This is a genomic window from Mesorhizobium sp. WSM4819, from assembly GCF_055811215.1.
Genome location: NZ_JBVVQO010000002.1, coordinates 224,149 through 245,871 on the forward strand (window position 1 = coordinate 224,149; position 21,723 = coordinate 245,871).

At 63.9% G+C, this 21,723-nt stretch carries 19 protein-coding genes; 11 read left to right on the top strand and 8 right to left on the bottom strand.

All coding sequences use genetic code 11. From position 1 onward, the window contains the following. Positions 1-326: 326 nt before the first annotated feature. Together AC0L18_RS03180 and AC0L18_RS03185 are read left to right on the top strand one after the other, a co-directional pair. Complete coding sequence (locus tag AC0L18_RS03180; RefSeq protein ID WP_473490580.1) at positions 327-1,916, top strand: trimethylamine methyltransferase family protein; 1,590 nt, start codon at positions 327-329, stop codon at positions 1,914-1,916. Between the two features lie 499 nt (positions 1,917-2,415). After that, positions 2,416-2,703, top strand: coding sequence for a GIY-YIG nuclease family protein (locus AC0L18_RS03185; protein ID WP_473490581.1), 288 nt, complete (start codon positions 2,416-2,418; stop codon positions 2,701-2,703). Between the two features lie 210 nt (positions 2,704-2,913). On the opposite strand, the gene AC0L18_RS03190 is transcribed toward AC0L18_RS03185, so the two are convergent. The 3 genes from AC0L18_RS03190 to AC0L18_RS03200 are packed head-to-tail and all read right to left on the bottom strand — an operon-like array spanning position 2,914 to position 5,608. Then, on the bottom strand, positions 2,914-3,312 hold the full coding sequence (locus AC0L18_RS03190) for a hypothetical protein (RefSeq protein ID WP_473490582.1): 399 nt from the start codon (positions 3,310-3,312) through the stop codon (positions 2,914-2,916). A gap of 53 nt (positions 3,313-3,365) precedes the next feature. Further along, on the bottom strand, positions 3,366-4,793 hold the full coding sequence (gene chrA / locus AC0L18_RS03195; protein WP_473490678.1) for a chromate efflux transporter: 1,428 nt from the start codon (positions 4,791-4,793) through the stop codon (positions 3,366-3,368). Next, entirely contained in the window at positions 4,790-5,608 is an 819-nt protein-coding gene (locus tag AC0L18_RS03200) for a chromate resistance protein ChrB domain-containing protein (protein ID WP_473490583.1), read from the bottom strand. Before AC0L18_RS03200 ends, chrA begins: the two co-directional genes overlap by 4 nt. A 187-nt stretch (positions 5,609-5,795) precedes the next feature. Between AC0L18_RS03200 and AC0L18_RS03205 the strand changes: the two genes are divergently transcribed. Beyond that, entirely contained in the window at positions 5,796-6,215 is a 420-nt protein-coding gene (locus AC0L18_RS03205; protein WP_473490584.1) for a GFA family protein, read from the top strand. Positions 6,216-6,393: 178 nt separating this feature from the next. On the opposite strand, the gene AC0L18_RS03210 is transcribed toward AC0L18_RS03205, so the two are convergent. After that, positions 6,394-8,199 (bottom strand): IlvD/Edd family dehydratase, encoded by a 1,806-nt coding sequence (locus tag AC0L18_RS03210; RefSeq protein ID WP_473490585.1) that lies wholly within the window; start codon positions 8,197-8,199, stop codon positions 6,394-6,396. 157 nt (positions 8,200-8,356) lie between these two features. On the opposite strand from AC0L18_RS03210, the gene AC0L18_RS03215 reads away from it, so the two are divergent. Then, a complete protein-coding gene (locus AC0L18_RS03215) occupies positions 8,357-8,818 on the top strand; it encodes an SRPBCC family protein (protein ID WP_091592917.1) in 462 nt (153 codons plus the stop codon). A 136-nt stretch (positions 8,819-8,954) separates the two neighbouring features. Here AC0L18_RS03215 and AC0L18_RS03220 read toward each other — a convergent pair whose 3' ends face one another. Then, positions 8,955-10,148 (bottom strand): Mrp/NBP35 family ATP-binding protein, encoded by a 1,194-nt coding sequence (locus AC0L18_RS03220; RefSeq protein WP_473490586.1) that lies wholly within the window; start codon positions 10,146-10,148, stop codon positions 8,955-8,957. Positions 10,149-10,382: 234 nt separating this feature from the next. Between AC0L18_RS03220 and AC0L18_RS03225 the strand changes: the two genes are divergently transcribed. The 7 genes from AC0L18_RS03225 to AC0L18_RS03255 all read left to right on the top strand — a co-directional run bounded on the left by AC0L18_RS03225 (position 10,383) and on the right by AC0L18_RS03255 (position 18,166). Then, positions 10,383-10,760 (top strand): VOC family protein, encoded by a 378-nt coding sequence (locus AC0L18_RS03225; protein ID WP_091592913.1) that lies wholly within the window; start codon positions 10,383-10,385, stop codon positions 10,758-10,760. A 97-nt stretch (positions 10,761-10,857) separates the two neighbouring features. Then, entirely contained in the window at positions 10,858-11,757 is a 900-nt protein-coding gene (locus tag AC0L18_RS03230; RefSeq protein ID WP_027151624.1) for a LysR family transcriptional regulator, read from the top strand. A gap of 131 nt (positions 11,758-11,888) precedes the next feature. Beyond that, on the top strand, positions 11,889-12,368 hold the full coding sequence (locus AC0L18_RS03235) for a formate dehydrogenase subunit gamma (RefSeq protein ID WP_473490587.1): 480 nt from the start codon (positions 11,889-11,891) through the stop codon (positions 12,366-12,368). Then, positions 12,365-13,924, top strand: coding sequence for a formate dehydrogenase beta subunit (locus tag AC0L18_RS03240; RefSeq protein ID WP_473490588.1), 1,560 nt, complete (start codon positions 12,365-12,367; stop codon positions 13,922-13,924). Before AC0L18_RS03235 ends, AC0L18_RS03240 begins: the two co-directional genes overlap by 4 nt. Positions 13,925-13,934: 10 nt before the next feature. After that, complete coding sequence (gene fdhF, locus AC0L18_RS03245) at positions 13,935-16,811, top strand: formate dehydrogenase subunit alpha (RefSeq protein WP_473490589.1); 2,877 nt, start codon at positions 13,935-13,937, stop codon at positions 16,809-16,811. 277 nt (positions 16,812-17,088) lie between these two features. After that, positions 17,089-17,916 carry a formate dehydrogenase accessory sulfurtransferase FdhD gene (gene fdhD / locus AC0L18_RS03250; protein WP_473490590.1) on the top strand — a complete coding sequence of 276 codons (828 nt, stop codon included), beginning with the start codon at positions 17,089-17,091 and terminating at the stop codon, positions 17,914-17,916. After that, entirely contained in the window at positions 17,906-18,166 is a 261-nt protein-coding gene (locus AC0L18_RS03255) for a formate dehydrogenase subunit delta (protein ID WP_473490591.1), read from the top strand. Before fdhD ends, AC0L18_RS03255 begins: the two co-directional genes overlap by 11 nt. A gap of 149 nt (positions 18,167-18,315) precedes the next feature. On the opposite strand, the gene AC0L18_RS03260 is transcribed toward AC0L18_RS03255, so the two are convergent. The 3 genes from AC0L18_RS03260 to AC0L18_RS03270 are packed head-to-tail and all read right to left on the bottom strand — an operon-like array spanning position 18,316 to position 21,540. After that, positions 18,316-19,743 (bottom strand): gamma-aminobutyraldehyde dehydrogenase, encoded by a 1,428-nt coding sequence (locus AC0L18_RS03260; protein ID WP_287344816.1) that lies wholly within the window; start codon positions 19,741-19,743, stop codon positions 18,316-18,318. Positions 19,744-19,772: 29 nt separating this feature from the next. Further along, on the bottom strand, positions 19,773-20,588 hold the full coding sequence (locus AC0L18_RS03265) for an ABC transporter permease (RefSeq protein WP_473490592.1): 816 nt from the start codon (positions 20,586-20,588) through the stop codon (positions 19,773-19,775). Continuing rightward, complete coding sequence (locus AC0L18_RS03270) at positions 20,578-21,540, bottom strand: ABC transporter permease (RefSeq protein WP_473490593.1); 963 nt, start codon at positions 21,538-21,540, stop codon at positions 20,578-20,580. Before AC0L18_RS03270 ends, AC0L18_RS03265 begins: the two co-directional genes overlap by 11 nt. Between the last annotated feature and the right edge of the window lie 183 nt (positions 21,541-21,723).

Consider the following 21,723-nt stretch of genomic DNA (forward strand, 5'->3'; position numbering starts at 1 on the left):
TTCTCCCCCCCCCCACCAAATCCCGGCCAGCCTCCTGGGGGGTGGTCTTCCCCGTTTTGGCCCCCCAAAACCCCCCCCCCCCCCCCCGCCGCGGGGGGGGGGGGGGGGGGCGCCGCCCGCCCCCCGCCTGATGCCTCGTCGGGGCCGTGACCGACCACCGTTGTTTAGCCCCCTGGCATATGCGACGGGAACGTCTGGCTCATAGGCTGTGCCAATGCCGGCGGCATAGTTCGCGGCATAAGGGGACGAAGCGGCCGATGGTGGACCAACCACCTGGTGGACCAACCACCGCCGCCCGCTTCGCAGCTAAAGGTGGAGTGCCTCCCATGTCAGTGGCTGTTGAGAAGCCGGACACGCCCTCGGACCAGCGTTCGCGGCGTTCCGGCGGGCGCGAAGCGCGTCGCGCCATGCGGGCAGCACCCCTTGCCGACGATATCAAGCCGGTACGCGCCGGCCTCGAAGGCGGAAGCTACGGGCCACTCAGTGAAAACGACCGCGAGCGCATTCACGAAGCGGTGCTGACGCTGCTTGAAACGGTCGGCTTCGCCAATGCCATCCCATCCTGCATCGAGGCGCTGACAAAGGCCGGCGCCACGCTCAGCGAGGACGGCCGCATCCGTTTTCCGCGCGCGCTCGTCCTCGACACCATCAGACGAGCGGCACGCCATTTCACCCTGCATGGCCAGGATCCCAAGCACGACATGCTGATCCAGGGCAAGCGCGTGCATTACGGCACGGCGGGCGCCGCGGTGCATCTGGTCGACGTCGAGAAGCGCTGTTATCGCGAGTCGCTGCTGCAGGACATCTATGACGCGGCGCGCATCGTCGAAGGGCTCGACAACATCCATTTCTTCCAGCGGCCGATGGTGCCGCGCGACATCCCCGATCCGCTCGACATGGATTTCAACACGCTTTACGCCTGCGTGATGGGCACGTCGAAGCATGTCGGCACATCCTTCACGGTGCGCGAGAACGTCAAGCCGGCGCTCGACATGCTCTATGCGATTGCCGGCGGCGAAGAGAATTTTCGCGCCCGGCCTTTCGTCTCCAATTCGAACTGTTTTGTCGTGCCGCCGATGAAGTTTGCCGAGGATGCCTGCGGCGTGCTCGAAGCCTGCGTCGAAGGCGGCATTCCGATCCTGCTGCTGTCGGCCGGCCAGGCGGGCGCCACGGCGCCGGCGGCGATCGCCGGTGCGGTGGTGCAGGCGGTGGCCGAAGTGCTCGCCGGCCTCGTCTATGTCAACGCCATCAAACCTGGGCATCCAGCGATCTTCGGCACCTGGCCGTTCGTCTCCGACCTCAGGACCGGCGCGATGTCCGGCGGCTCGGCCGAGCAAGCGGTGCTGACCGCTGCCTGCGCCCAGATGGCGCAATTCTACGACCTGCCCGGCGGTTCGGCCGCCGGCATGACGGATTCGAAACTGCCCGACATTCAGTCCGGTTACGAAAAGGGCATCACCGATGTGATGGCCGGCCTTGCCGGCCTCAACCTTGTCTATGAATCGGCCGGCATGCACGCCTCGCTGCTCGGCTTCTGCCTGGAAAGCCTGATCATCGACAACGACATGCTCGGCCATTGCCTGCGCTGCGTGCGCGGCATCGAGGTGACCGAGGAGTCGCTGTCGATAGACACCATCGCCGACGTCTGCCTGAAGGGGCCGGGCCACTATCTCGGCAATGAGCAGACGCTGCGGCTGATGCAGACGGAATATTTCTATCCGGCGGTCGGCGACCGCTTTTCGCCGAAGGAGTGGAACGAGAAAGGCAGGCCCGACATCCTGCAGCGGGCGATCATCGAGAAGAACCGCATCCTCGCCGAGCGCTTCCCGCGCCACGTGCCGAAGCCGGTCGACGACAAGTTGCGTGCCCGCTTCGGCAATCTTATCCAGCTGCCGCGCAGCGGCATGGGCGGCTGAAGACGGTTCCCGTCAAAACTGAAAACGGTCAGAGCCTAGTCCATCCCGACAAAATCGGGATGGGGCCTCAGTTTTACCATGATCTTTTCCGAAAACCGGGTTCCACTTTTCAGGATCATGGTCTGGTTCCTCTGCACAGTGATTTTGACAGATCGGCGATCGGCAGCGAACGTGGAGTCAGTGGCGAATCGCAAGCTTTGAGACTAGCGAATGCATCCCTCGCTTCGTCATCCTAGGGTCTCCGCGACGTCGCTTCGCTCCTGCTCCGCCCTAAGATGGCGAAGGTGTGGTGGCCTGCGGCGTTGGATCGGCGGCTACAGCCGCCATCTCTGACGTCTGCGATTAGCCGTAAGCCCCCCGTGCCTTCGGCATCCTAGGTCGAAGCAAGGAGCGAAGCGACGCGGCGCAGAACCTAGGATCCATTCCGTGACATCAGCCGAAGAATGCAGCGGCCCAGAATTACGCTTGTATCCGCAACGGCGCCAGCTACCCTTCTCCCATGACCGGCTATGCCTACATGACCGCGAGCCAGAAGCGCGGCACGATCTACATCGGCGTCACCAACGACCTCGGCCGCCGCTTGCCGGAGCACAGATCCGGCCAGGGCTCGCGCTTTACCAGCCGCTACGGCGAGCAGCGCCTGGTTTGGTACGAAGAACATTTCGATATCCGTGACGCCATCCAGCGCGAGAAGTCGCTGAAGCGCTGGCCGCGCCAATGGAAGATCGAACTGATCGAGAAGGCCAATCCAGAATGGTTCGAGCTTTTTCGCGGAACCGGGTGGTAGCGTTCAGTTCTGGGCCGCTGCATTCTTCGGCTGGCGTAACGGCATGGATCCTAGGGTCTGCGCCGCGTCGCTTCGCTCCTTGCTTCGCCCTAGGATGACGAAGTGGAGGGGTGTCTCGGCCAATCCCAGAGGTTTGCCATTCGCCACTGACCGGAATTTTCGACGTTCGCTGCCGATCGTCGCTCTGTCAAAATCCTCTGTGCAGAGGAACTAGTCGGTGCCCAACCCGTAGCGCTCGACGACCTCGCCACTGATCAGCCTGGCATGCAGCGTCATCAGTATGATTTGCGCATCGAAGCTGTCGCCGGCCTCAAGTGCCGCCTCGAGCCGGCGCTCCGCATCCAGCCTATGTCGAAGGCCGTTGGATTGCTCGAATGCTTCCGGCCCGGCAATACAATAGCCAAGCAGCTGCGCCACCGGCGGATAGGCCTGTGGCGGCTGCTCGTCGGGCCAGTGGTCCTTCATCAGATTGACGATGGTGAGCTTTGCTCCTTCCGGCACAAGGGCGGGATGAAGGTCGACGCCGCGCAACGCGGCGTCGAGTTGCCGGAGGTCGCCTGAACGGCCGAACATTCCAAGGAAGCCAAGGGAAGAGCGTCGTCTCGCCATGATGTTTCTATCCGAATGCCCGAAACCGCAGCGAAGCCCGCCGCAGGCAGCCGCTAACCGCTCGCTGCCAGCAACAAAACACCGGCGAGGGCCGATCCCGCCAGCGTCGGCAGCATGCCGATCTTCAGCTTCAGGATGGCGATCATTGCAGCACACGACAGCAGCGCCGCACCCCAGTCGATGGACGAGAACACCGGCACGTCCATGCCAAGCCCGACTTTGCGCACCTCGCCGAAAATGACGTGCAAGCCGAACCACAAAGCGAGGTTCATGATGACGCCGACGACGGCGGCGGTGATCGCGCCCAGCGCCGCCGACAGCGCCTTGTTGCCGCGCAGGGATTCGATATAGGGGGCGCCGAGGAATATCCAGAAGAAGCAAGGCGTGAACGTAGCCCACAAGGTGAGCATCGCCCCAAGCGATCCGGCAAGCAACGGGCTCAACGATCCGGATTGGCGGAACGCGGCCAGAAAGCCGACGAACTGCAGGACCAGAATGAGCGGGCCGGGCGTGGTTTCGGCAAGCCCGAGGCCATCGACCATCTCACCGGGGGCGAGCCAGCCGAACGACTCGACCGCTGCCTGCGCGACATAGGCAAGGACTGCGTAGGCGCCGCCGAAGGTGACGACCGCCATGACGCTGAAGAAGCCGCCGATCTGCGTCCACACATTGGCGGACCCGGTGAACGCCCAGATCAGCAGCATCGGCCCCAGCCAGATCGGCAGCCAGATCGCGACGGTGCGCGGCGCATGCCATCGCGTCGGCCTGACGTGGGCAAGCTCGCCGCGCTCGAACATCAGGTCGACCGCGCCCTTGATGTCGGGAACCGCGTCCTTGCCGTGCGCCGCGCCGGAAAAAAGCGCCGGCGCAACACGATTGCCAATCCAGCCCGCCAGGCCGGCAAGCAGGACGATGAGCGGAAACGGCATGTTCAATGCATAGATGGCGATGAAGGCGGCGAGCGCGATCGAAACCATGACCCGGTTCTTCAGGGCACGACGTCCGATCCGGATCATCGCCTCGATCACGATGGCGAGCACGGCCGCCTTTACCCCGAAAAACAGTGCCTCGACGAGCGGAGCGTCGCCATACAGCGCATAGAGGATGCTCAAGGTGAGCATCACAAGCGCGCCCGGCGCGACGAACAGGATGCCGGCGACCAGGCCGCCGATCGTCCGGTGCAGCAGCCAGCCGATATAGATGGCGAGTTGCTGGGCTTCAGGGCCGGGCAGCAGCATGCAGTAGTTCAACGCATGCAGGAAACGTTGCTCGCCGATCCAACGCCGTTCCTCGACCAATTCCCTGTGCATGAGCGCGATCTGGCCGGCCGGCCCGCCGAAGCTGAGCAGGCCGATTTTCGCCCAGAGTTTTACGCCTTCACGGAAGCTTGGCGCAGCCGGCGCTTCGACGATCTCGGCCGTTTTTCCCAAAGCCCCCGTTTTGTCAGAAGCCCCCGTTTTGTCAGAAGCCGGGGCGCTCATGATGGCTTGCTCGCGCTTGGCCAATTGTGCGTCTCCTCGGTGGCATCGCGGCACCATCGGAAAAACGCGTCGTAGAGCAGCATGCCTGCCTCCAGCTGTTCCAGATCGTCGCGAAACATCCGCGACAGGCCAAGCGAGGCGGCCAGGAATCCGGCTGCCTGGGGAACCAAATCGAGGCGTGCGGTATCGGCGGCGCGCACGATCATGGCCAGGCGGTCGAGCGCCTCGGATTCGAGCCCGAACTCTTCGATCATCGTGTCGAAGGTGCAGCGTTCGCCCCGGTGAGTCCAGAACACATTGTCGATGTCGAAAGGCACGGCCTGAAAGCGGTCCGCAACGGCCGACACTTCGGCCGCCTCGACAAATAGGAAGACCGCGCTCGGATCGACAAAACGCCTGATCAGCCAGGGGCAGGCGATGCGATCGACCTTCGGGCGGCTCCGCGTCACCCACACGGTGCGGCCTTTTTCATCGCGGGGCGGTATCTTGCCGGCATCGATCAAAGGCCCCTTGGCATCGCGCCAGGCCTCGAACCCACCTTCGAGGGATTCGGCGGCAATGCCTTCATGCCGCAGCCATGCGGCCACGCCTTGCGAGAGCTTTTGCCCTTTTTGGCAGACGACCGTCACTCGGCTGCCGGCGAATTCGGATGCCCAGGTCGAGACGGTTTTGAAATCACGCCGGTTTGAGGCCGGCAGCAGGCGCGGATCGGCGCTGTAATCCTCTTCGATGCGAACATCGATGATCGCGGGCGCGCCCGGCAGACCAATCAGACGGGACAGTTGCGATACGGTGATAGCGGTTGTCGACGGCATGGCGTCCACCTCCTTGAGAGAGAAGCTTGGACGCGAACGTTGGGCTGACGCCTCACGGGGTCGTCGCGATGCACCCCTTGCCAAGATCGTGGATTTGTCGCGCCCGCTTGTCAAGCGCCATGCCTGGAGCAAAGGATGCTCTGGCTCCGGCGGGCGGCGGAGCCAGGACATGTTTGGGAGGAAACCCATGAAAAAGACCTATCACGGCAGCTGCCATTGCGGTGCAGTGCGTTTCGAAGCCGAAATCGACCTCACTGAGGGCATCCGCAAATGCAATTGCAGCTTCTGCTGGAAACTCGGCTACCGGAAATCCTTCGCCGCCTATAAGGCCGTGCGGGTGACGGACGGCCGCGACCGGATGCGGGAGTACAAGGCGACGCCGTCGAACTGGCCGGAAGGCGACATCAACCACTATATGTGCCCGAACTGCGGCGCGAATTTTCTCTCGCGCGGCTATCTCGATTTCATGGGCGGGAATTTCTGGGCGGTGAACGTCGCCTGCCTCGACGACGTCACCGAAGAGGAACTCGCCGCAGCCCCAATCGTCTACGAGGACGGCAAGCGCGACAGGCAGGACCAGGCGCCTGAAATTGTTGGCTATTTATAGGCGCTTGGGTGCGGCTTGGCGCTCTTCCTTCTCCTGTGGGAGAAGGTGGATCGGCGCGCAGCGACGAGCCGGATGAGGGGTGCTGGACGGAGTGCGTCGGTGCCAAGCTGGAGCACCCCTCATCCGTCGCCTTCGGCGACACCTTCTCCCACAAGGGGAGAAGGCAAAAAAAGAACGTTCAGTGATTGTCCCGCGGCACGCCTGCGGTGTGCGCCACGTCCTGGTATTTCACCGCCGGCTTCAGCACCATGCCTTCGGAGAACTGGTCGACCATGCCGCGCTGGATCTCCTGCCATGGCGTCTGGTGCTCGGGGTAGCGATAGCCGCCATCGTTCTGCAGCTCGGCGCGCCGGCGCGTAATCTCGTCATCGGTGACGAGAATGTCGGCAGTGCCCTTGCGCAGGTCGATGCGGACGCGGTCGCCGGTCTTCAACAGCGCCAGCCCGCCGCCTATGGCGGCTTCGGGCGAGGCGTTGAGGATCGACGGCGAGCCCGACGTGCCCGACTGGCGGCCGTCGCCGATGCAGGCCAGCGCATGGATCCCCTTCTTGATGAGATGGGCCGGCGGCTGCATGTTGACGACTTCGGCGCCGCCGGGATAACCGATCGGGCCGGCGCCGCGCATGAACAGGATGGTGTGCTCGTCGATGCCCTGCGCTGGATCGTCGATGCGAGCGTGGTAGTCTTCGGGCCCGTCGAAGACCATGGCGTTGCCCTCGAAGGCCTCGGGGTCGTTCGGGTTCGACAGATAGCGCTCGCGGAATTCGGGTGAGATGCCGCTGGTCTTCATGATCGCTGAATCGAACAGATTACCCCTGAGATTGATGAAGCCGGCATTGGCCTTCAGCGGCTCGGCGACGGTACGGATAACATCGAGATTCTCGTTGACGGCCGCGCTGCAATTGGCGCCGATCGTCTTGCCGTTGACCGTCATGGCGTCGGGATGAGGCAACAGCCCGGCCTTCATCAGTTCGGCCACCACCGCCGGCACACCGCCGGCATGGTGATAATCCTCGCCGAGATACTCGCCCGACGGTTGCAGGTTGACGATGAGCGGCACTTTCAGGCCGACCGTCTGCCAGTCGTCATTGTCGAGCGGCACGCCGAGATGGCGGGCGATGGCGTTGAGGTGGATCGGCGCGTTGGTCGAGCCGCCGATGGCCGAGTTGACGACGATGGCGTTCTCGAAGGCCTGGCGGGTCATGACGTCGGAGGGTTTTAGATCCTCATGCACCATGTCGACGATGCGCTTTCCCGTCTCATAGGCGATCTGGCCGCGCTCGCGATACGGCGCCGGAATGGCTGCCGAGCCCGGCAGCTGCATGCCGAGCGCCTCGGCCAGCGAGTTCATGGTGGTGGCGGTGCCCATTGTATTGCAATAGCCGGTGGACGGCGCCGAGGAGGCGACGATGTCCATGAACTCGTCATAGCCGATCTCGCCGGCCGACAGACGCTGGCGCGATTCCCAGACGATGGTGCCGGAGCCGGTGCGCTTGCCCTTGTGCCAGCCGTTGAGCATCGGGCCGACCGACAGCGCGATAGCCGGAATGTTGACGGTGGCGGCGGCCATCAGCAGGGCCGGCGTCGTCTTGTCGCAGCCGATGGTGAGCACGATGCCGTCGAGCGGATAGCCGTAGAGCACCTCGACCAGGCCGAGATAGGCGAGGTTGCGGTCGAGTGCGGCGGTCGGGCGTTTGCCCGTCTCCTGGATCGGGTGGCACGGGAACTCGAAAGGGATGCCGCCCATCGAGACGATGCCCTCACGCACGCGCTTGGCCAGTTCGAGATGATGGCGGTTGCAGGGCGACAGATCCGAGCCGGTCTGGGCGATGCCGATCAGCGGCTTGCCCGACATCAGTTCGGCACGCGTCAGCCCGTAATTCAGGTAGCGCTCGAGGTAAAGCGCCGTCATCCCCGGATTGTCGGGATTGTCGAACCACTCCTGCGAGCGAAATTTCTTTTTCTGCGTGGGGGCGCCGGCCATCATGGTCTCCGTATTTGTATGACAAATCGATATGACAACGCGCGAGAGCAGGCAAGAGGCACGCGCCATCCGATTCCGGACTTTGGTGCGATAGACATGCGTTTACCCCCACGCTAGATCGGATCGGGGCTTGTCAATTCGTATCCGGGAGATTTTGATGGCTTTGGTTATCGAAGGCGAGGAACGCATCGCCGCACCCCTGCAAAAGGTGTGGGAGGCGCTGAACGACCCGGACGTTCTGAGGCAGACCATTCCGGGCTGCCAGAGCCTCGAAAAGAAGTCGGACACCGAGATGGCGGCGACCGTGGTGGTCAAGATCGGCCCGATCAAGGCGACGTTCAACGGCGAGGTGACGCTCAGGAATCTCAACCCGCCGCATTCCTATACCATCCAGGGCGAGGGCAAGGGCGGCATCGCCGGCTTCGCCAAAGGCGGCGCCGATGTGACGCTGACCGCCGATGGCCCGGAGGCGACGATCCTCAGATATGCGGCCAAGGCCGATGTCGGCGGCAAGATCGCCCAGCTCGGCAGCCGTCTGATCGAATCGACATCGAAGAAACTGGCCGGACAGTTTTTTTCGAGTTTTGGCGAGAAAGTTGGCGGCTCCCCTCCCCCTTGAGGAGAGGGTGCCGCGCGAAGCGCGGCGGGAGGGGTCGCCTCAACCGCCTCGACCTACAACTGGCGTTGACCAAAAAAGGGGGAGTGCGTCGCCACCGACCCCACCCGGCCCTGCGGGCCACCCTCAAGGGGGAGGATCACTCAAACACGATGTTCGGCACGGCGGCTTCGGCCGCGCCGCGTTCTTCTTTGACCCTGCCCCAGACGTTCGCGGCGATGTCGCGGTAGATCTTGGCCTCGGCGCTATCGGGCTTCGAGACCACCACCGGTGTGCCGGCATCCGAGCTTTCGCGGATGCCCATTTCGAGCGGCACTTCGCCGAGGAAGGAGACGCCAAGACGCTCGGCCTCGCGGCGCGCGCCGCCATGGCCGAAGATGTCGTAGCGCTTGCCGGTGTCGGGGGCGAGGAAATAGCTCATATTCTCGACGATGCCCAACACCGGCACGTCGACCTTCCTGAACATGTTGAGGCCTTTTCGCGCATCGATCAGGGCCAGATCCTGCGGCGTCGAGACGATGACGGCGCCGGCCAGCGGCACCTGCTGGGCCATGGTCAGCTGCGCGTCGCCGGTGCCGGGCGGCATGTCGACGACGAGCACGTCGAGCGGACCCCATTCGACCTCGCGCAACATTTGCGTCAATGCCGACATCACCATCGGCCCGCGCCAGATCATTGGCGTCTCCTCATCGACGAGAAAGCCCATCGACATCACCTTCAGGCCGTAGTTCTCCATCGGCCTCAGGACCTTGCCGTCGACGGTCTGCGGCCGGCCATGGATGTTGAGCAGCCGCGGCATCGACGGGCCGTAGATGTCGGCGTCGAGCACGCCGACCCTCAGACCGTTGGCGGCGAGGCCAAGCGCGATGTTGACGGCAGTGGTCGACTTGCCGACGCCGCCCTTGCCGGAAGCGACAGCGATGATCGCCTCGATGCCCGGCACGCCGCGCTTGCCCTGACTGTGCGAGGCTGGAGCGTGCGGAGCCGGACGTGGCGCGGCAGCGGGTGCGGCCGGCGGTACGGGCCTGGGGGCAGGCCTTTGCGGCACCGGAGCTTCCATGCCGCCACCCTTCTTTTCCGCCGTCAGCGCGACCACGGCTCCGGCGACACCCGGGATCGCCTTGACGACACGCTCGGCGGCGGCACGCAGCGGCTCCATCTCCTGGGCCCGGGCAGCCGGCACGGTGATCGAAAAGAACACCTTGGCATCGGCAATGAAAATCTCGGAGACCATGCCGAGGTCGACGATGTTGCCGGTGAAGTCCGGTCCGTTGACCGTCTTCAGGCGCTCGATGACGATTTCCTTGGTGACGTTTTCCTCGACGGCGGGCATCAGCTTTTCCTCTGCTTTTGCGACTGAGATAGTGCAGTTCCCGAACAGAACCAAGCGGCGGAACGACACGCACGGGCGTGGCTGCAAAAACTTGCGTCCGTTTGTCGGTCTAGCAGAGGACGAAACGTCTTTAGGGAAGCACGCCGCTCGCACAGGCTGCGGTCGCCAGAAAACGAAGCAGCCCTATCTTTGCAGGCTTCGGACGTGCTCGCCCGCAAGCAAAGGAGACCAATCATGCTGGCAAACAGCAACGCAACGGCCAATCTCGCGGTGAAGGACCTGGCCAAGGCCAAGGCCTTCTATGAAGACGTTCTGGGGCTGACGGAGGTTCACAACGAGGGGGACGAACTGATCGTCTACAAATGCGGCGACACCAGCATCAATGTCTATCGCTCGCAGTTCGCCGGAACCAACAAGGCGACGGCGGTGACCTGGATGGTCGGCGACGAGATCGACACCATCGTCAAGGCGCTGAAATCGAAAGGCGTTGTCTTCGAGCACTACGAGATGCCGGGCCTGAAGCTGGAAGGCGACATCCACGTCGGCTACGGCATGAAGGTCGCATGGTTCAAGGATCCTGACGGCAACATTCTGAACTTGGTGGACAGGTAGGCCTGGACGGCGGCGAAGCTTTGGCCGCAATGAGGATTCGCCACGCAAAAACAGCATGCATCTGGCGCAGCCTCACTCGGCCGGGTAGCGTCCGCTCATGATCGACAAGCTGGAATTCTTCATCGCGCTGGCCAGGGAGGAGCATTTCGGCCGGGCGGCGGAGGTGTGCGGCGTCACCCAGCCGACGCTTTCGGCCGGTATCAAGCAGCTGGAAGGCCAGCTCGGCGTGATGCTGGTTCTGCGTGGCTCGCGCTTCCAGGGGCTGACGCCGGAGGGAGAGCAGGTGCTGGCGTGGGCGCGCCGCATCGTCGGCGATACCCGCACCATGCGCGAAGAGATGCGGGCGGCGCGTCACGGCCTTTCGGGGCGCATCCGCATCGCCGCCATTCCGACGGCGCTGGCCATGGTGGCGCGGCTGACGACACCCTTTCGGGCAAAACATCCCGGCGTCACCTTCTCGGTGCTGTCGCGCACCTCGATCGAGGTGCTGTCGCTGCTCGGCAATTTCGACATCGACGCCGGCATCACCTATCTCGACAACGAGCCGCTGGGGCGGGTGACCAGCGTGCCGCTCTATGACGAGCGCTATCAGCTGATCACCGCGATCGGAAACCCCTATTCCGACCGCGACAAAGTGACATGGGCGGAGCTCAGCCAGCTGCCGCTTTGCCTGTTGACGCCGGACATGCAGAACCGCCGCATCATCGACCAGCATTTGGCCGAAGCCGGCACGCAGGTGCGGCCGACACTCGAATCCAATTCGATGATCGTGCTGTTCTCGCATATCCGTACCGGAAAATGGTCGTCGATCATGCCGCTCAACCTCTCGGAAACATTCGGCTTTTCCGAGCCGATCCGGGCCATTCCGATCGTCGAGCCGGACGCCAGCCACACTGTCGGGCTGGTGGCGACGCTGCGCGAGCCGCACACCCCGCTGGTCTCGGCGCTGCTGGACGAGGCAATGGCGCTGGCAGACGATTTCCGCGCCCGCCACTGAGCTAGAGATTGCAGGCTGGACGGCAGCGATAGAAGATTTCTATCGAGCAACGGATCAGCTTTATTGATTTAGCGGGTTTCCTCCGATTTCCTAGGCACTTAGCGGATTACTACGACCAGGGAGGGCGCTGCATGATCATGCAGCCTGCAAGTACCGAGATCGCGTCGCGCACGGCGGCGATCGTTCAGGAATTGAAGGGCCTCGAAGGCCCGCTGTTGCCGATCCTCCACGGCATCCAGGAAGAGTTCGGCCATGTGCCGCAGGACGCGCTGCCGGTCATCGCCGAAGCGCTGAACATCTCCAAGGCGGAGGTGCACGGCGTCGTCACCTTCTACCACGATTACCGCAGCCGCCCGGCCGGCCGGCATGTGCTGAAGCTCTGCCAGGCCGAAGCCTGCCAGTCGATGGGCTCGGACGCGATTGCCGCCAAGCTCAAGCAATTGCTGGGCATCGGCTTCCACGAGACGGCCCGCGACGGTTCGGTGACGCTGGAGCCGGTCTATTGCCTCGGCCTTTGCGCCTGCGCGCCATCGGCGATGCTGGACGGCGAGGTGATCGGCCGGCTCGATGACGAAAAACTCGACGAGATCGTAGCCGAGGTGCGCTTATGATCCCGCGTATCTATATTCCCGGCGATTCCGGCGCGCTGGCGCTCGGTGCGGAAAAGGTTGCCAAGGCGATTGAGAAGGAATTGGCCGATCGCGGCATCGAGGCCAGGATCGTGCGCAACGGCTCGCGCGGCGCCTATTTCCTCGAGCCGATGGTCGAAGTGGCAACGGCAGAAAAGGGCCGCGTCGGCTACGGGCCCGTGAAGCCTTCCGATGTCAAAGGCCTGTTCGACAGCGGCTTTCTCACCGGCGGTCACCACAAGCGCTGGCTGGGCGCGCCCGACAAGATCCCGTTCCTGGCCAGGCAGACGCGCCTGACCTTCGCGCGCTGCGGCGTCATCAATCCGCTGTCGCTTGATCACTACAAGGCGCATGGCGGACTGAAGGGCCTGCAGAACGCCGTGGCGATGGCTCCGGCCGACATCGTCAAGCAGGTCACCGAGTCGGGCCTGCGGGGTCGCGGCGGCGCCGGCTTCCCGACCGGCATTAAATGGAAGACGGTGCTCGATACGACCGCCGACAAAAAGTACATCGTCTGCAACGCCGACGAGGGCGACAGCGCCACCTTCGCCGACCGCATGATCATGGAGGGCGATCCCTTCGTGCTGATCGAGGGCATGGCAATCGCCGGTGTCGCCACCGGCGCGACCAAGGGTTTTGTCTATATCCGCTCGGAATATCCGCATGCGGTGGCGATGATGCAGAAGGCGGTCGAGATCGCCCGCAAGGCCGGCCTGCTCGGCGTCAACGTGCTGGGCTCGCCCAACGCCTTCGACATGGAAATCCGCGTCGGCGCCGGCGCCTATGTCTGCGGCGAGGAAACCTCGCTGCTCAACAGCCTCGAAGGCAAGCGCGGCGTCGTTCGCGCCAAGCCGCCACTGCCGGCCATCCAGGGCGTGTTCGGCAAGCCGACGGTGATCAACAACGTCATCTCGCTGGCCTCGGTGCCTGTCATCATGGACAAGGGTGCTGCCTTCTACAAGGATTTCGGCATGGGCCGCTCGCGCGGCACCATTCCGATCCAGATCGCCGGCAATGTCAGATATGGCGGCCTGTTCGAGGCAGCGTTCGGCATGACGCTGGGCGAGATCGTCGACGACATCGGCGGCGGCACGGCGACCGGACGTCCGGTCAAAGCGGTGCAGGTCGGGGGTCCGTTGGGAGCTTATTTTCCCCGCGCCTTGTTCGACACGCCATTCGACTACGAGGCTTTCGCCGCCAAGGACGGGCTGATCGGCCATGCCGGCATCACCGTGTTCGATGACACCGCCGACATGCTGAAGCAGGCGCGCTTCGCCATGGAGTTCTGCGCCATCGAAAGCTGCGGCAAGTGCACGCCGTGCCGCATCGGCTCGACGCGCGGCGTCGAGACGATCGACAAGATCGCCAGAGGTATCGAACCTGAAAAGCAGATCGAGCTGGTGACAGACCTCTGCAACACGATGAAGTTCGGTTCGCTCTGTGCGCTGGGTGGCTTCACGCCTTATCCGGTGATGAGCGCAATCAACCACTTCCGCGATGATTTCAAGCCGGCGCCGGTCGCCGAAGCAGCAGAATAGGAACCTCGCGATGGGTCTCGTTCAGGAAATCGACTACGGCACGCCAGCCTCGACATCCGAGAAGCAAGTGACGCTGACGGTGGACGGCTTCACCGTCACCGTGCCGGAAGGCACCTCGATCATGCGCGCCTCGATGGAGGCGGGCATCGCCATTCCAAAACTCTGCGCCACCGACATGGTCGACGCCTTCGGCTCCTGCCGGCTCTGCCTGGTCGAGATCGACGGCCGCAACGGCACGCCCTCCTCCTGCACGACGCCGGTGGCGCCGGGCATGGTCGTGCACACCCAGACCGGTCGGCTGAAGGACATCCGCCGCGGCGTGATGGAGCTCTACATTTCCGACCATCCGCTCGACTGCCTGACCTGTGCGGCCAATGGCGACTGCGAATTGCAGACGCAGGCCGGCGTCGTCGGCCTGCGCGACGTGCGCTACGGCTATGAGGGCGACAACCACGTCTTCAAGAAGAATGACGGCGCAGAAAACTTCAAATGGATGGCGAAGGACGAGTCCAACCCATACTTCACCTATGATCCATCGAAATGCATCGTCTGCTCGCGCTGCGTGCGCGCCTGCGAGGAGGTGCAAGGCACATTCGCGCTGACCATCGAGGGCCGCGGCTTCGAAAGCCGTGTGTCGCCCGGCATGCACCAGCTTTTCATCGACAGCGAGTGCGTGTCCTGCGGCGCCTGTGTGCAGGCCTGCCCGACGGCGACGCTTTCCGAGAAATCGGTGATCAAGATCGGCCAGCCCGAGCATTCGGTCGTCACCACCTGCGCCTATTGCGGCGTCGGCTGCTCGTTCAAGGCCGAAATGCGCGGCGACGAGCTGGTGCGCATGGTGCCCTACAAGGACGGCAAGGCGAACCGTGGCCATAGCTGCGTCAAGGGCCGTTTTGCCTACGGCTACTCGACCCACAAGGAGCGCATCCTCAATCCGATGATCCGCGAAAAGGTCACCGATCCATGGCGCGAGGTGTCGTGGGAGGAAGCGCTGACCCACACCGCCAACGAGTTCCGCCGCATCCAGTACCAGTATGGCCGCACCTCGATCGGCGGCATCACCTCGTCGCGCTGCACGAATGAGGAAACCTATCTGGTGCAGAAGCTGATCCGCCAGGGTTTCCGCAACAACAATGTCGATACCTGCGCCCGCGTCTGCCATTCGCCGACCGGCTATGGCCTTGGCCAGACTTTCGGCACTTCGGCCGGCACCCAGGATTTCGACTCGATCGAGCAGACCGATGTGGTGATGATCATCGGCGCCAATCCGACCGACGCACATCCGGTGTTTGCTTCGCGCATGAAGAAGCGGTTGCGCAAGGGCGCCAAGCTGATCGTGCTCGACCCGCGCCGCACCGACATCGTGCGCTCGGCTCATATCGAGGCGCAGCATCATCTGCCGCTGCAGCCGGGCACCAATGTCGCGGTGGTCACCGCGCTTGCCCATGTCATCGTCACCGAAGGCCTGTTCGACGAGGCCTTCATCCGCGAACGCTGCGACTGGGACGAATTCCAGGATTGGGCGTCGTTCGTGGCGCTGCCGGAAAACAGCCCTGAGGTGGTCGGCCAGCTCGCCAATGTCGATCCTGAAGAGATCCGCAGCGCCGCACGGCTGTTTGCCACCGGCGGCAATGGCGCGATCTATTACGGCCTCGGCGTGACCGAGCACAGCCAGGGCTCGACCACCGTCATCGCCATCGCCAATCTCGCCATGGCGACCGGCAATATCGGCCGGCCGGGCGTCGGCGTGAACCCGCTGCGCGGCCAGAACAACGTCCAGGGCTCCTGCGACATGGGCTCGTTCCCGCATGAGCTGCCCGGCTATCGCCACGTCTCCGGCGACGCGGTGCGCGATATCTATGAAAGCCTGTGGGGGGTCAAACTCGACGAGGAGCCCGGCCTGCGCATCCCCAACATGCTGGACGCCGCCGTCGACGGCTCGTTCAAGGGCCTCTATGTGCAGGGCGAGGACATTTTGCAGTCCGATCCCGACACCAAGCATGTCGCCGCAGGCCTTGCGGCGATGGAATGCGTCGTCGTCCACGATCTCTTCCTCAACGAGACCGCCAACTACGCGCATGTCTTCCTGCCCGGCTCGACCTTCCTCGAGAAGGACGGCACCTTCACCAATGCCGAACGCCGCATCAACCGCGTGCGCAAGGTGATGGCGCCGAAGAACGGGCTGGCCGATTGGGAAGTGACGCAGAAGCTCGCACAGGCGATGGGGCTTGCCTGGAATTACCAGCATCCGTCCGAAATCATGGATGAGATCGCCAGGACGACGCCAAGCTTCGCCAAGGTCTCCTACGACTATCTGGAAAAGATGGGCTCGGTGCAGTGGCCGTGCAACGAGCAGGCGCCGGAAGGCACGCCGATCATGCATATCAGCGGCTTCGTGCGTGGCAAGGGCAAGTTCATCCGCACCGAATATGTGGCGACCGACGAGAGGACGGGACCGCGCTTCCCGCTGCTGCTGACCACCGGCCGCATCCTGTCGCAGTACAATGTCGGCGCGCAGACCAGGCGTACCGACAATGTCATGTGGCACAGCGAGGACCGTCTCGAGATCCACCCGCATGACGCCGAAAACCGCGGTCTGCGCGACGGCGACTGGGTCCGCCTGACCAGCCGCTCCGGCGAGACGACGCTGCGCGCGCTGATCACCGACAAGGTGTCGCCTGGCGTGGTCTATACGACGTTCCACCACCCCGACACGCAGGCCAACGTGATCACCACCGACTTCTCCGACTGGGCGACCAACTGCCCGGAATACAAGGTGACGGCGGTGCAGGTCGGCGCGTCCAACGGGCCGTCGGAATGGCAGCGCGACTATGACGAGCAGGCCCGCAACAGCCGTCGCATCGCGACCTTGGAAGCAGCGGAGTAATCGTGCCGAGGCATTCGACCGAAAGCGCTTCAATCTTGACGGTTGGTCGACCCCCACTCCGTCGAGCTTGGCTCGACACCTCTCCCCCGATCGACGGGGGAGAGGAAAGCGCGCGAACTCCAGGCTCCCTTCCTCTCCCTCCGGAGGGGGGAGAGGTGGTGCTGCGAAGCAGCGACGGAGTGGGGGATGGCCTGGGAGAGCAACTGTCAATTGAAGCAAGAAACGTTCGACGCTTCCCAAGTAAAATGGCCGGCAGGCCAGAGGGGGGTGCCGTGTGATGCCCAAACGTTGCGCTGTTAGCCAAATCTCCCGCCTCGCCCACCGCGCCGGCGGCAGTGCGGCCGCCAACCGGATGGTGCCGGAAGAGACGCCGGTGGCGTTCTCCTTTGCCGGCACCACTCACGCGGTGATGATGGCAAGCCCGGCCGATTTCGAGGATTTCGCGCTCGGCTTCTCGCTGACCGAAGGCATCATCGCCGACGGCCGAGAAATCGAGGCGATCGAGGTCGAGGATCACGGCGCCGGCATCGACATTCAGATCAGGCTGAAGGACCAGGCCAATACGCGCTTCGAGGCGCGGCGCCGACGCCTGGCGGGCCCGGTCGGCTGCGGGCTGTGCGGCATCGAGTCGATCGAGGAGGCGATGCGCTCGGTCGAGGCGGTTGGTTCGTCAAGACTTACACTTGACACCGACGACATCGCCCGTTCGGTCAGGCTTTTGTCGAAAGCGCAGCCGCTTCATGCCGAGACCGGTGCGGTCCATGCCGCCGGCTTTTATATCCCAGGCAAGGGCATCGTCATGGCGCGCGAGGATGTCGGCCGCCACAATGCGCTCGACAAGCTCGCCGGGGCGCTCGCCAAAGCCGGCATCGATGGCACCTTGGGTGCCGTCGTCGTGACATCGCGCGTTTCGGTCGAGATGGTGCAGAAGACGGCGGCGATCGGCGCTGCGTTCATCATTGCCGTTTCGGCGCCGACGGCACTTGCAATCCGTACCGCCGGGGACGCCGGCATGACGCTGGTGGCTTTGGTGCGCGGCGATGATTTCGATATTTTCACCCACCCCGAGCGGGTGGCTTCCGGAGTTGCCAAGCATGTCGCATGACGAAGGCCACATCATGAGCACCAGCGAAAAGCTGGTCCGCATGGCCAACCAGATTGCCGCCTTTTTTCACTCCAAGCCGCGCGAGGAAGGCATTGCCGGCGTCGCCGAGCACATCAACAAGTTCTGGGAGCCGAGGATGCGGAGGCAGTTGTTCGAAATGCTGGACAATGGTGGCGAAGGCTTCAACGAGCTCGTCGTGGCCGCCTCGGCAAGGATCAAGCGGCCGGCCGCACCGGAAGCAGCGGCTTAGGCGCCGATGCCGGGGGCGTCCTTCCAGGCGGCAAGGGCCTTGGGGCCGGTGAGTCGAACATCGCCGCTTCGCAGAAGTAGGCCCGGTGCTGCCCCTCATCCGGCCCTTCGGGCCACCTTCTCCCCGTCAACGGGGAGAAGAAAAAGGCGCTACCCGTGCGCAACCATCACATGCCGCACGGCGGTATAATCTTCCAGCGCATAGAGCGACATGTCCTTGCCGTAGCCGGACTGCTTCAGCCCGCCATGCGGCATCTCGTTGGTCAGCATGAAGTGGGTGTTGATCCAGGTGCAGCCATATTGCAGCCGGGCGGCCGTCGCCATGGCGCGCGAGACATCCTTGGTCCACACCGAGGACGCAAGGCCATAATCGCTGTCATTGGCCCAGCTCACCGCCTCGTCGACCTCGGCAAAGCGGGTGACGGAGACAACCGGCCCGAACACTTCGCGGCGCACGATCTCGTCCTCCTGCAGCGCGCCGGCGACGACGGTCGGCTGATAGAAGAAGCCGGTGCCCTCGCCCGGCTTGCCGCCGGTGGTGATCTCGATGTGCTTAAGCTCCGAGGCGCGCTCGACGAAGCTCGAGACGCGGTCGCGCTGGCGGCGTGAGATCAACGGCCCGATCTCGTTTTCCGTGTCGTCGGGGCGGTTGTATTTGATGGTCGAGACGGCGGAGGAAAGATTGGCGACGAGCTTGTCGTAGATCTTCTTGCCGGCATAGATGCGGCAGGCGGCGGTGCAGTCCTGGCCGGCATTGTAATAGCCGAAGGCGCGCAGGCCATTGACCACCGCGCCGAGATCGGCGTCATCGAAGACGATGACCGGAGCCTTGCCGCCTAGTTCGAGATGCGTGCGCTTGACCGATTTGGCGGCGGCCTGCAGCACCTTCTTGCCGGTGGCGACATCGCCGGTGATCGAGATCATATTGATTTTCGGGTGGTTGATCAGCGTGTTGCCGACGCTGTCGCCTCTGCCAAGCACGACGTTGACGACGCCCTCGGGCAGTATCTCGGCAAGGATTTTTGCCAGCTTCAGCGCCGTCAGCGGCGTCTGCTCGGACGGCTTGAAGACGACCGTGTTGCCGCCGGCAATCGCCGGCGCCAGCTTCCAGGCCATCATCATTAGTGGGTAGTTCCACGGCGCGATCGAGGCGACGACGCCGATGGCGTCGCGGCGGACCATCGAAGTGTGGCCGGGAATGTATTCACCGGCGACCTGGCCGGGCATCGAGCGGACGGCGCCGGCAAAGAAGCGGTAGCAGTCGACGATCGCCGGGATTTCGTCGTTGAGCACGGCATTGATCGGCTTGCCGCAATTGAGCGCCTCGAGGGCGGCGAAATCTTGTGCCGCGGCCTCGATGCGATCGGCGATCTTCAGGAGATAACCGGAGCGCTGCGCGGGCGTGGTGCGCGACCAGGTGACAAAGGCTTTTTCGGCCGCCAGCACCGCCGCCTCGATCTGCGCCTGGCTGGCTTCAGGCAGGTTGAGGATAGTCGCCCCGGTCTTCGGATTGAGGATCGGCTCCTCGGTCTCGGTGCCCTTCTCGAATTTCGAGCCGATCAGCATCTTTGTGTCCATGGCAGTCTCTCCCTTATGGATTCTTGACGTCATTTGCCCGAACCGGCGATCTGGTCGCCGTCGCGGGTCAGGTAATAGGCGACGAGGATGGGCAGCAGCGTCACCAGCACGACGACCATGGCCACGACATTGGTGACCGGGCGCTGCCGCGGACGGATCAATTCCTCCAGCATCCAGATCGGCAGCGTCTGCTGCTGGCCGGCGGTGAAGGTGGTGACGATGACCTCGTCAAACGACAGCGCAAAGGCAAGCATGCCGCCGGCAAGCAGCGCGGTGGCGATGTTGGGCAGCACGACATGCCGAAACGTCTGGAAGCCGTCGGCGCCGAGGTCCATCGACGCCTCGATCATCGAGCCGGAGGTGCGGCGAAAGCGGGCGACGGCGTTGTTGTAGACGACGACGACACAGAAGGTGGCGTGGCCGAGCACGATCGTCCAGAATGAGAACGGAACCTCGGCCAGCGAAAAGGCCGAACGCAGCGCGATGCCGGTGATGATGCCGGGCAGCGCGATCGGCAGGATGACCAGCAGCGAGATGGTTTCGCGGCCAAAGAACCGTGTTCGCGAAACGGCGGCCGCGCAGAGCGTGCCGAGCACCAGGGCGACGAGTGTCGAGATAGCGGCGACACGGACCGACAGCGACAGCGCTTCCCACACGTCCGGGCGGTTCCAGGTGACGGCGAACCACTGTGTGGTCAGCCCCGGCGGCGGCCAGGCGAAGCTCTTTTCCTCGGTCGTGAAGGCATAGACGAAGATCAGGAAGATCGGCAGATGCAGGAACAGCAGGCCGCAGGCGGCGGCGACCTTCAGGCCGAGAGGAGCGGATGGTGAGCCATCAGAGCGCATCGAAGGCCCCCATGCGCTTGGCGCCCCAGAGGTAGAAGCCCATGATGACGATCGGCACCACGGTGAAGGCGGCGGCGAGCGGAATGTTGCCGGCGGTGCCCTGCTGCGAATAGACGGCCTGGCCGATGAACAGCCGCGAGGTGCCGATGATCTGCGGGATGATGTAGTCGCCCAGCGTCAGCGAGAAGGTGAAGATCGAGCCGGCGACGATGCCCGGCAGCGCCAGCGGGAACAGCACGTTGCGGAAGGTCCGGCCGGGCGAGGCGCCGAGATCGGACGAGGCCTCGACCAGATTGCCCGGCACGCGCTCAAGCGCCGCCTGTACCGGCAGGATCATGAACGGCAGCCAGACGTAGACGAAGACGATGAAGGTGCCGGTGGACGACACCGACAGCGAGTTGCCGCCGACGACCGGCAGCGACAGCCAGCCATCGAGCAGCCATAGCAGATGCAGCTTGGCGAGCAGCCAGGTGAGAATGCCTTCCTTGGCGAGAATGAGCTTCCAGGCGTAGATCTTGACCAGATAGCTCGACCACAGCGGCAGCATGATGCCGAGATAGAACAGCGCCTTCCAGCGGCCGCGCGCATAGCGCGCCGCGTAAAAGGCGATGGGAAAGGCGATGATCGCCGAGGCGAACGTGACCAGGGCCGCCATCGTCACCGTGCGCAGGATGATGTCGAGATTGGCGGCCTGCAGCAGGTCGCCATAGGTCTTCAGCGTGAACTGCCGGTTGATGAGGCCGGAGAATTCGTCGATCGAGAAAAAACTCTGCAAGAGCAGCGCGAACAGCGAGCCGACATAGACGATGCCAAGCCACAGCACCGGCGGCAGCAGCATCAACAGCAGCAGCTTCGGCTTGCGCCAGAACAGGTCGGACAGGGCGCCGCGCAGGCCGCCGCTGCGGGGGAGGACGGCGGGAGCGGGTTTTGTGTGGGCCGCGATCAGAGTCATGGTGTCTTCGACAGGCCGCGATCCTTCGCGCCCCCCTCTGTCCTGCCGGACATCTCCCCCACGAGGGGGGAGATCGGCTGTCGCGACTGCTTTCGCCAATCACCAACGTTGCAGAAGAGGCGCCACTGGCGAAGCTGCCGATCTCCCCCCAAGTGGGGGAGATGTCCGGCAGGACAGAGGGGG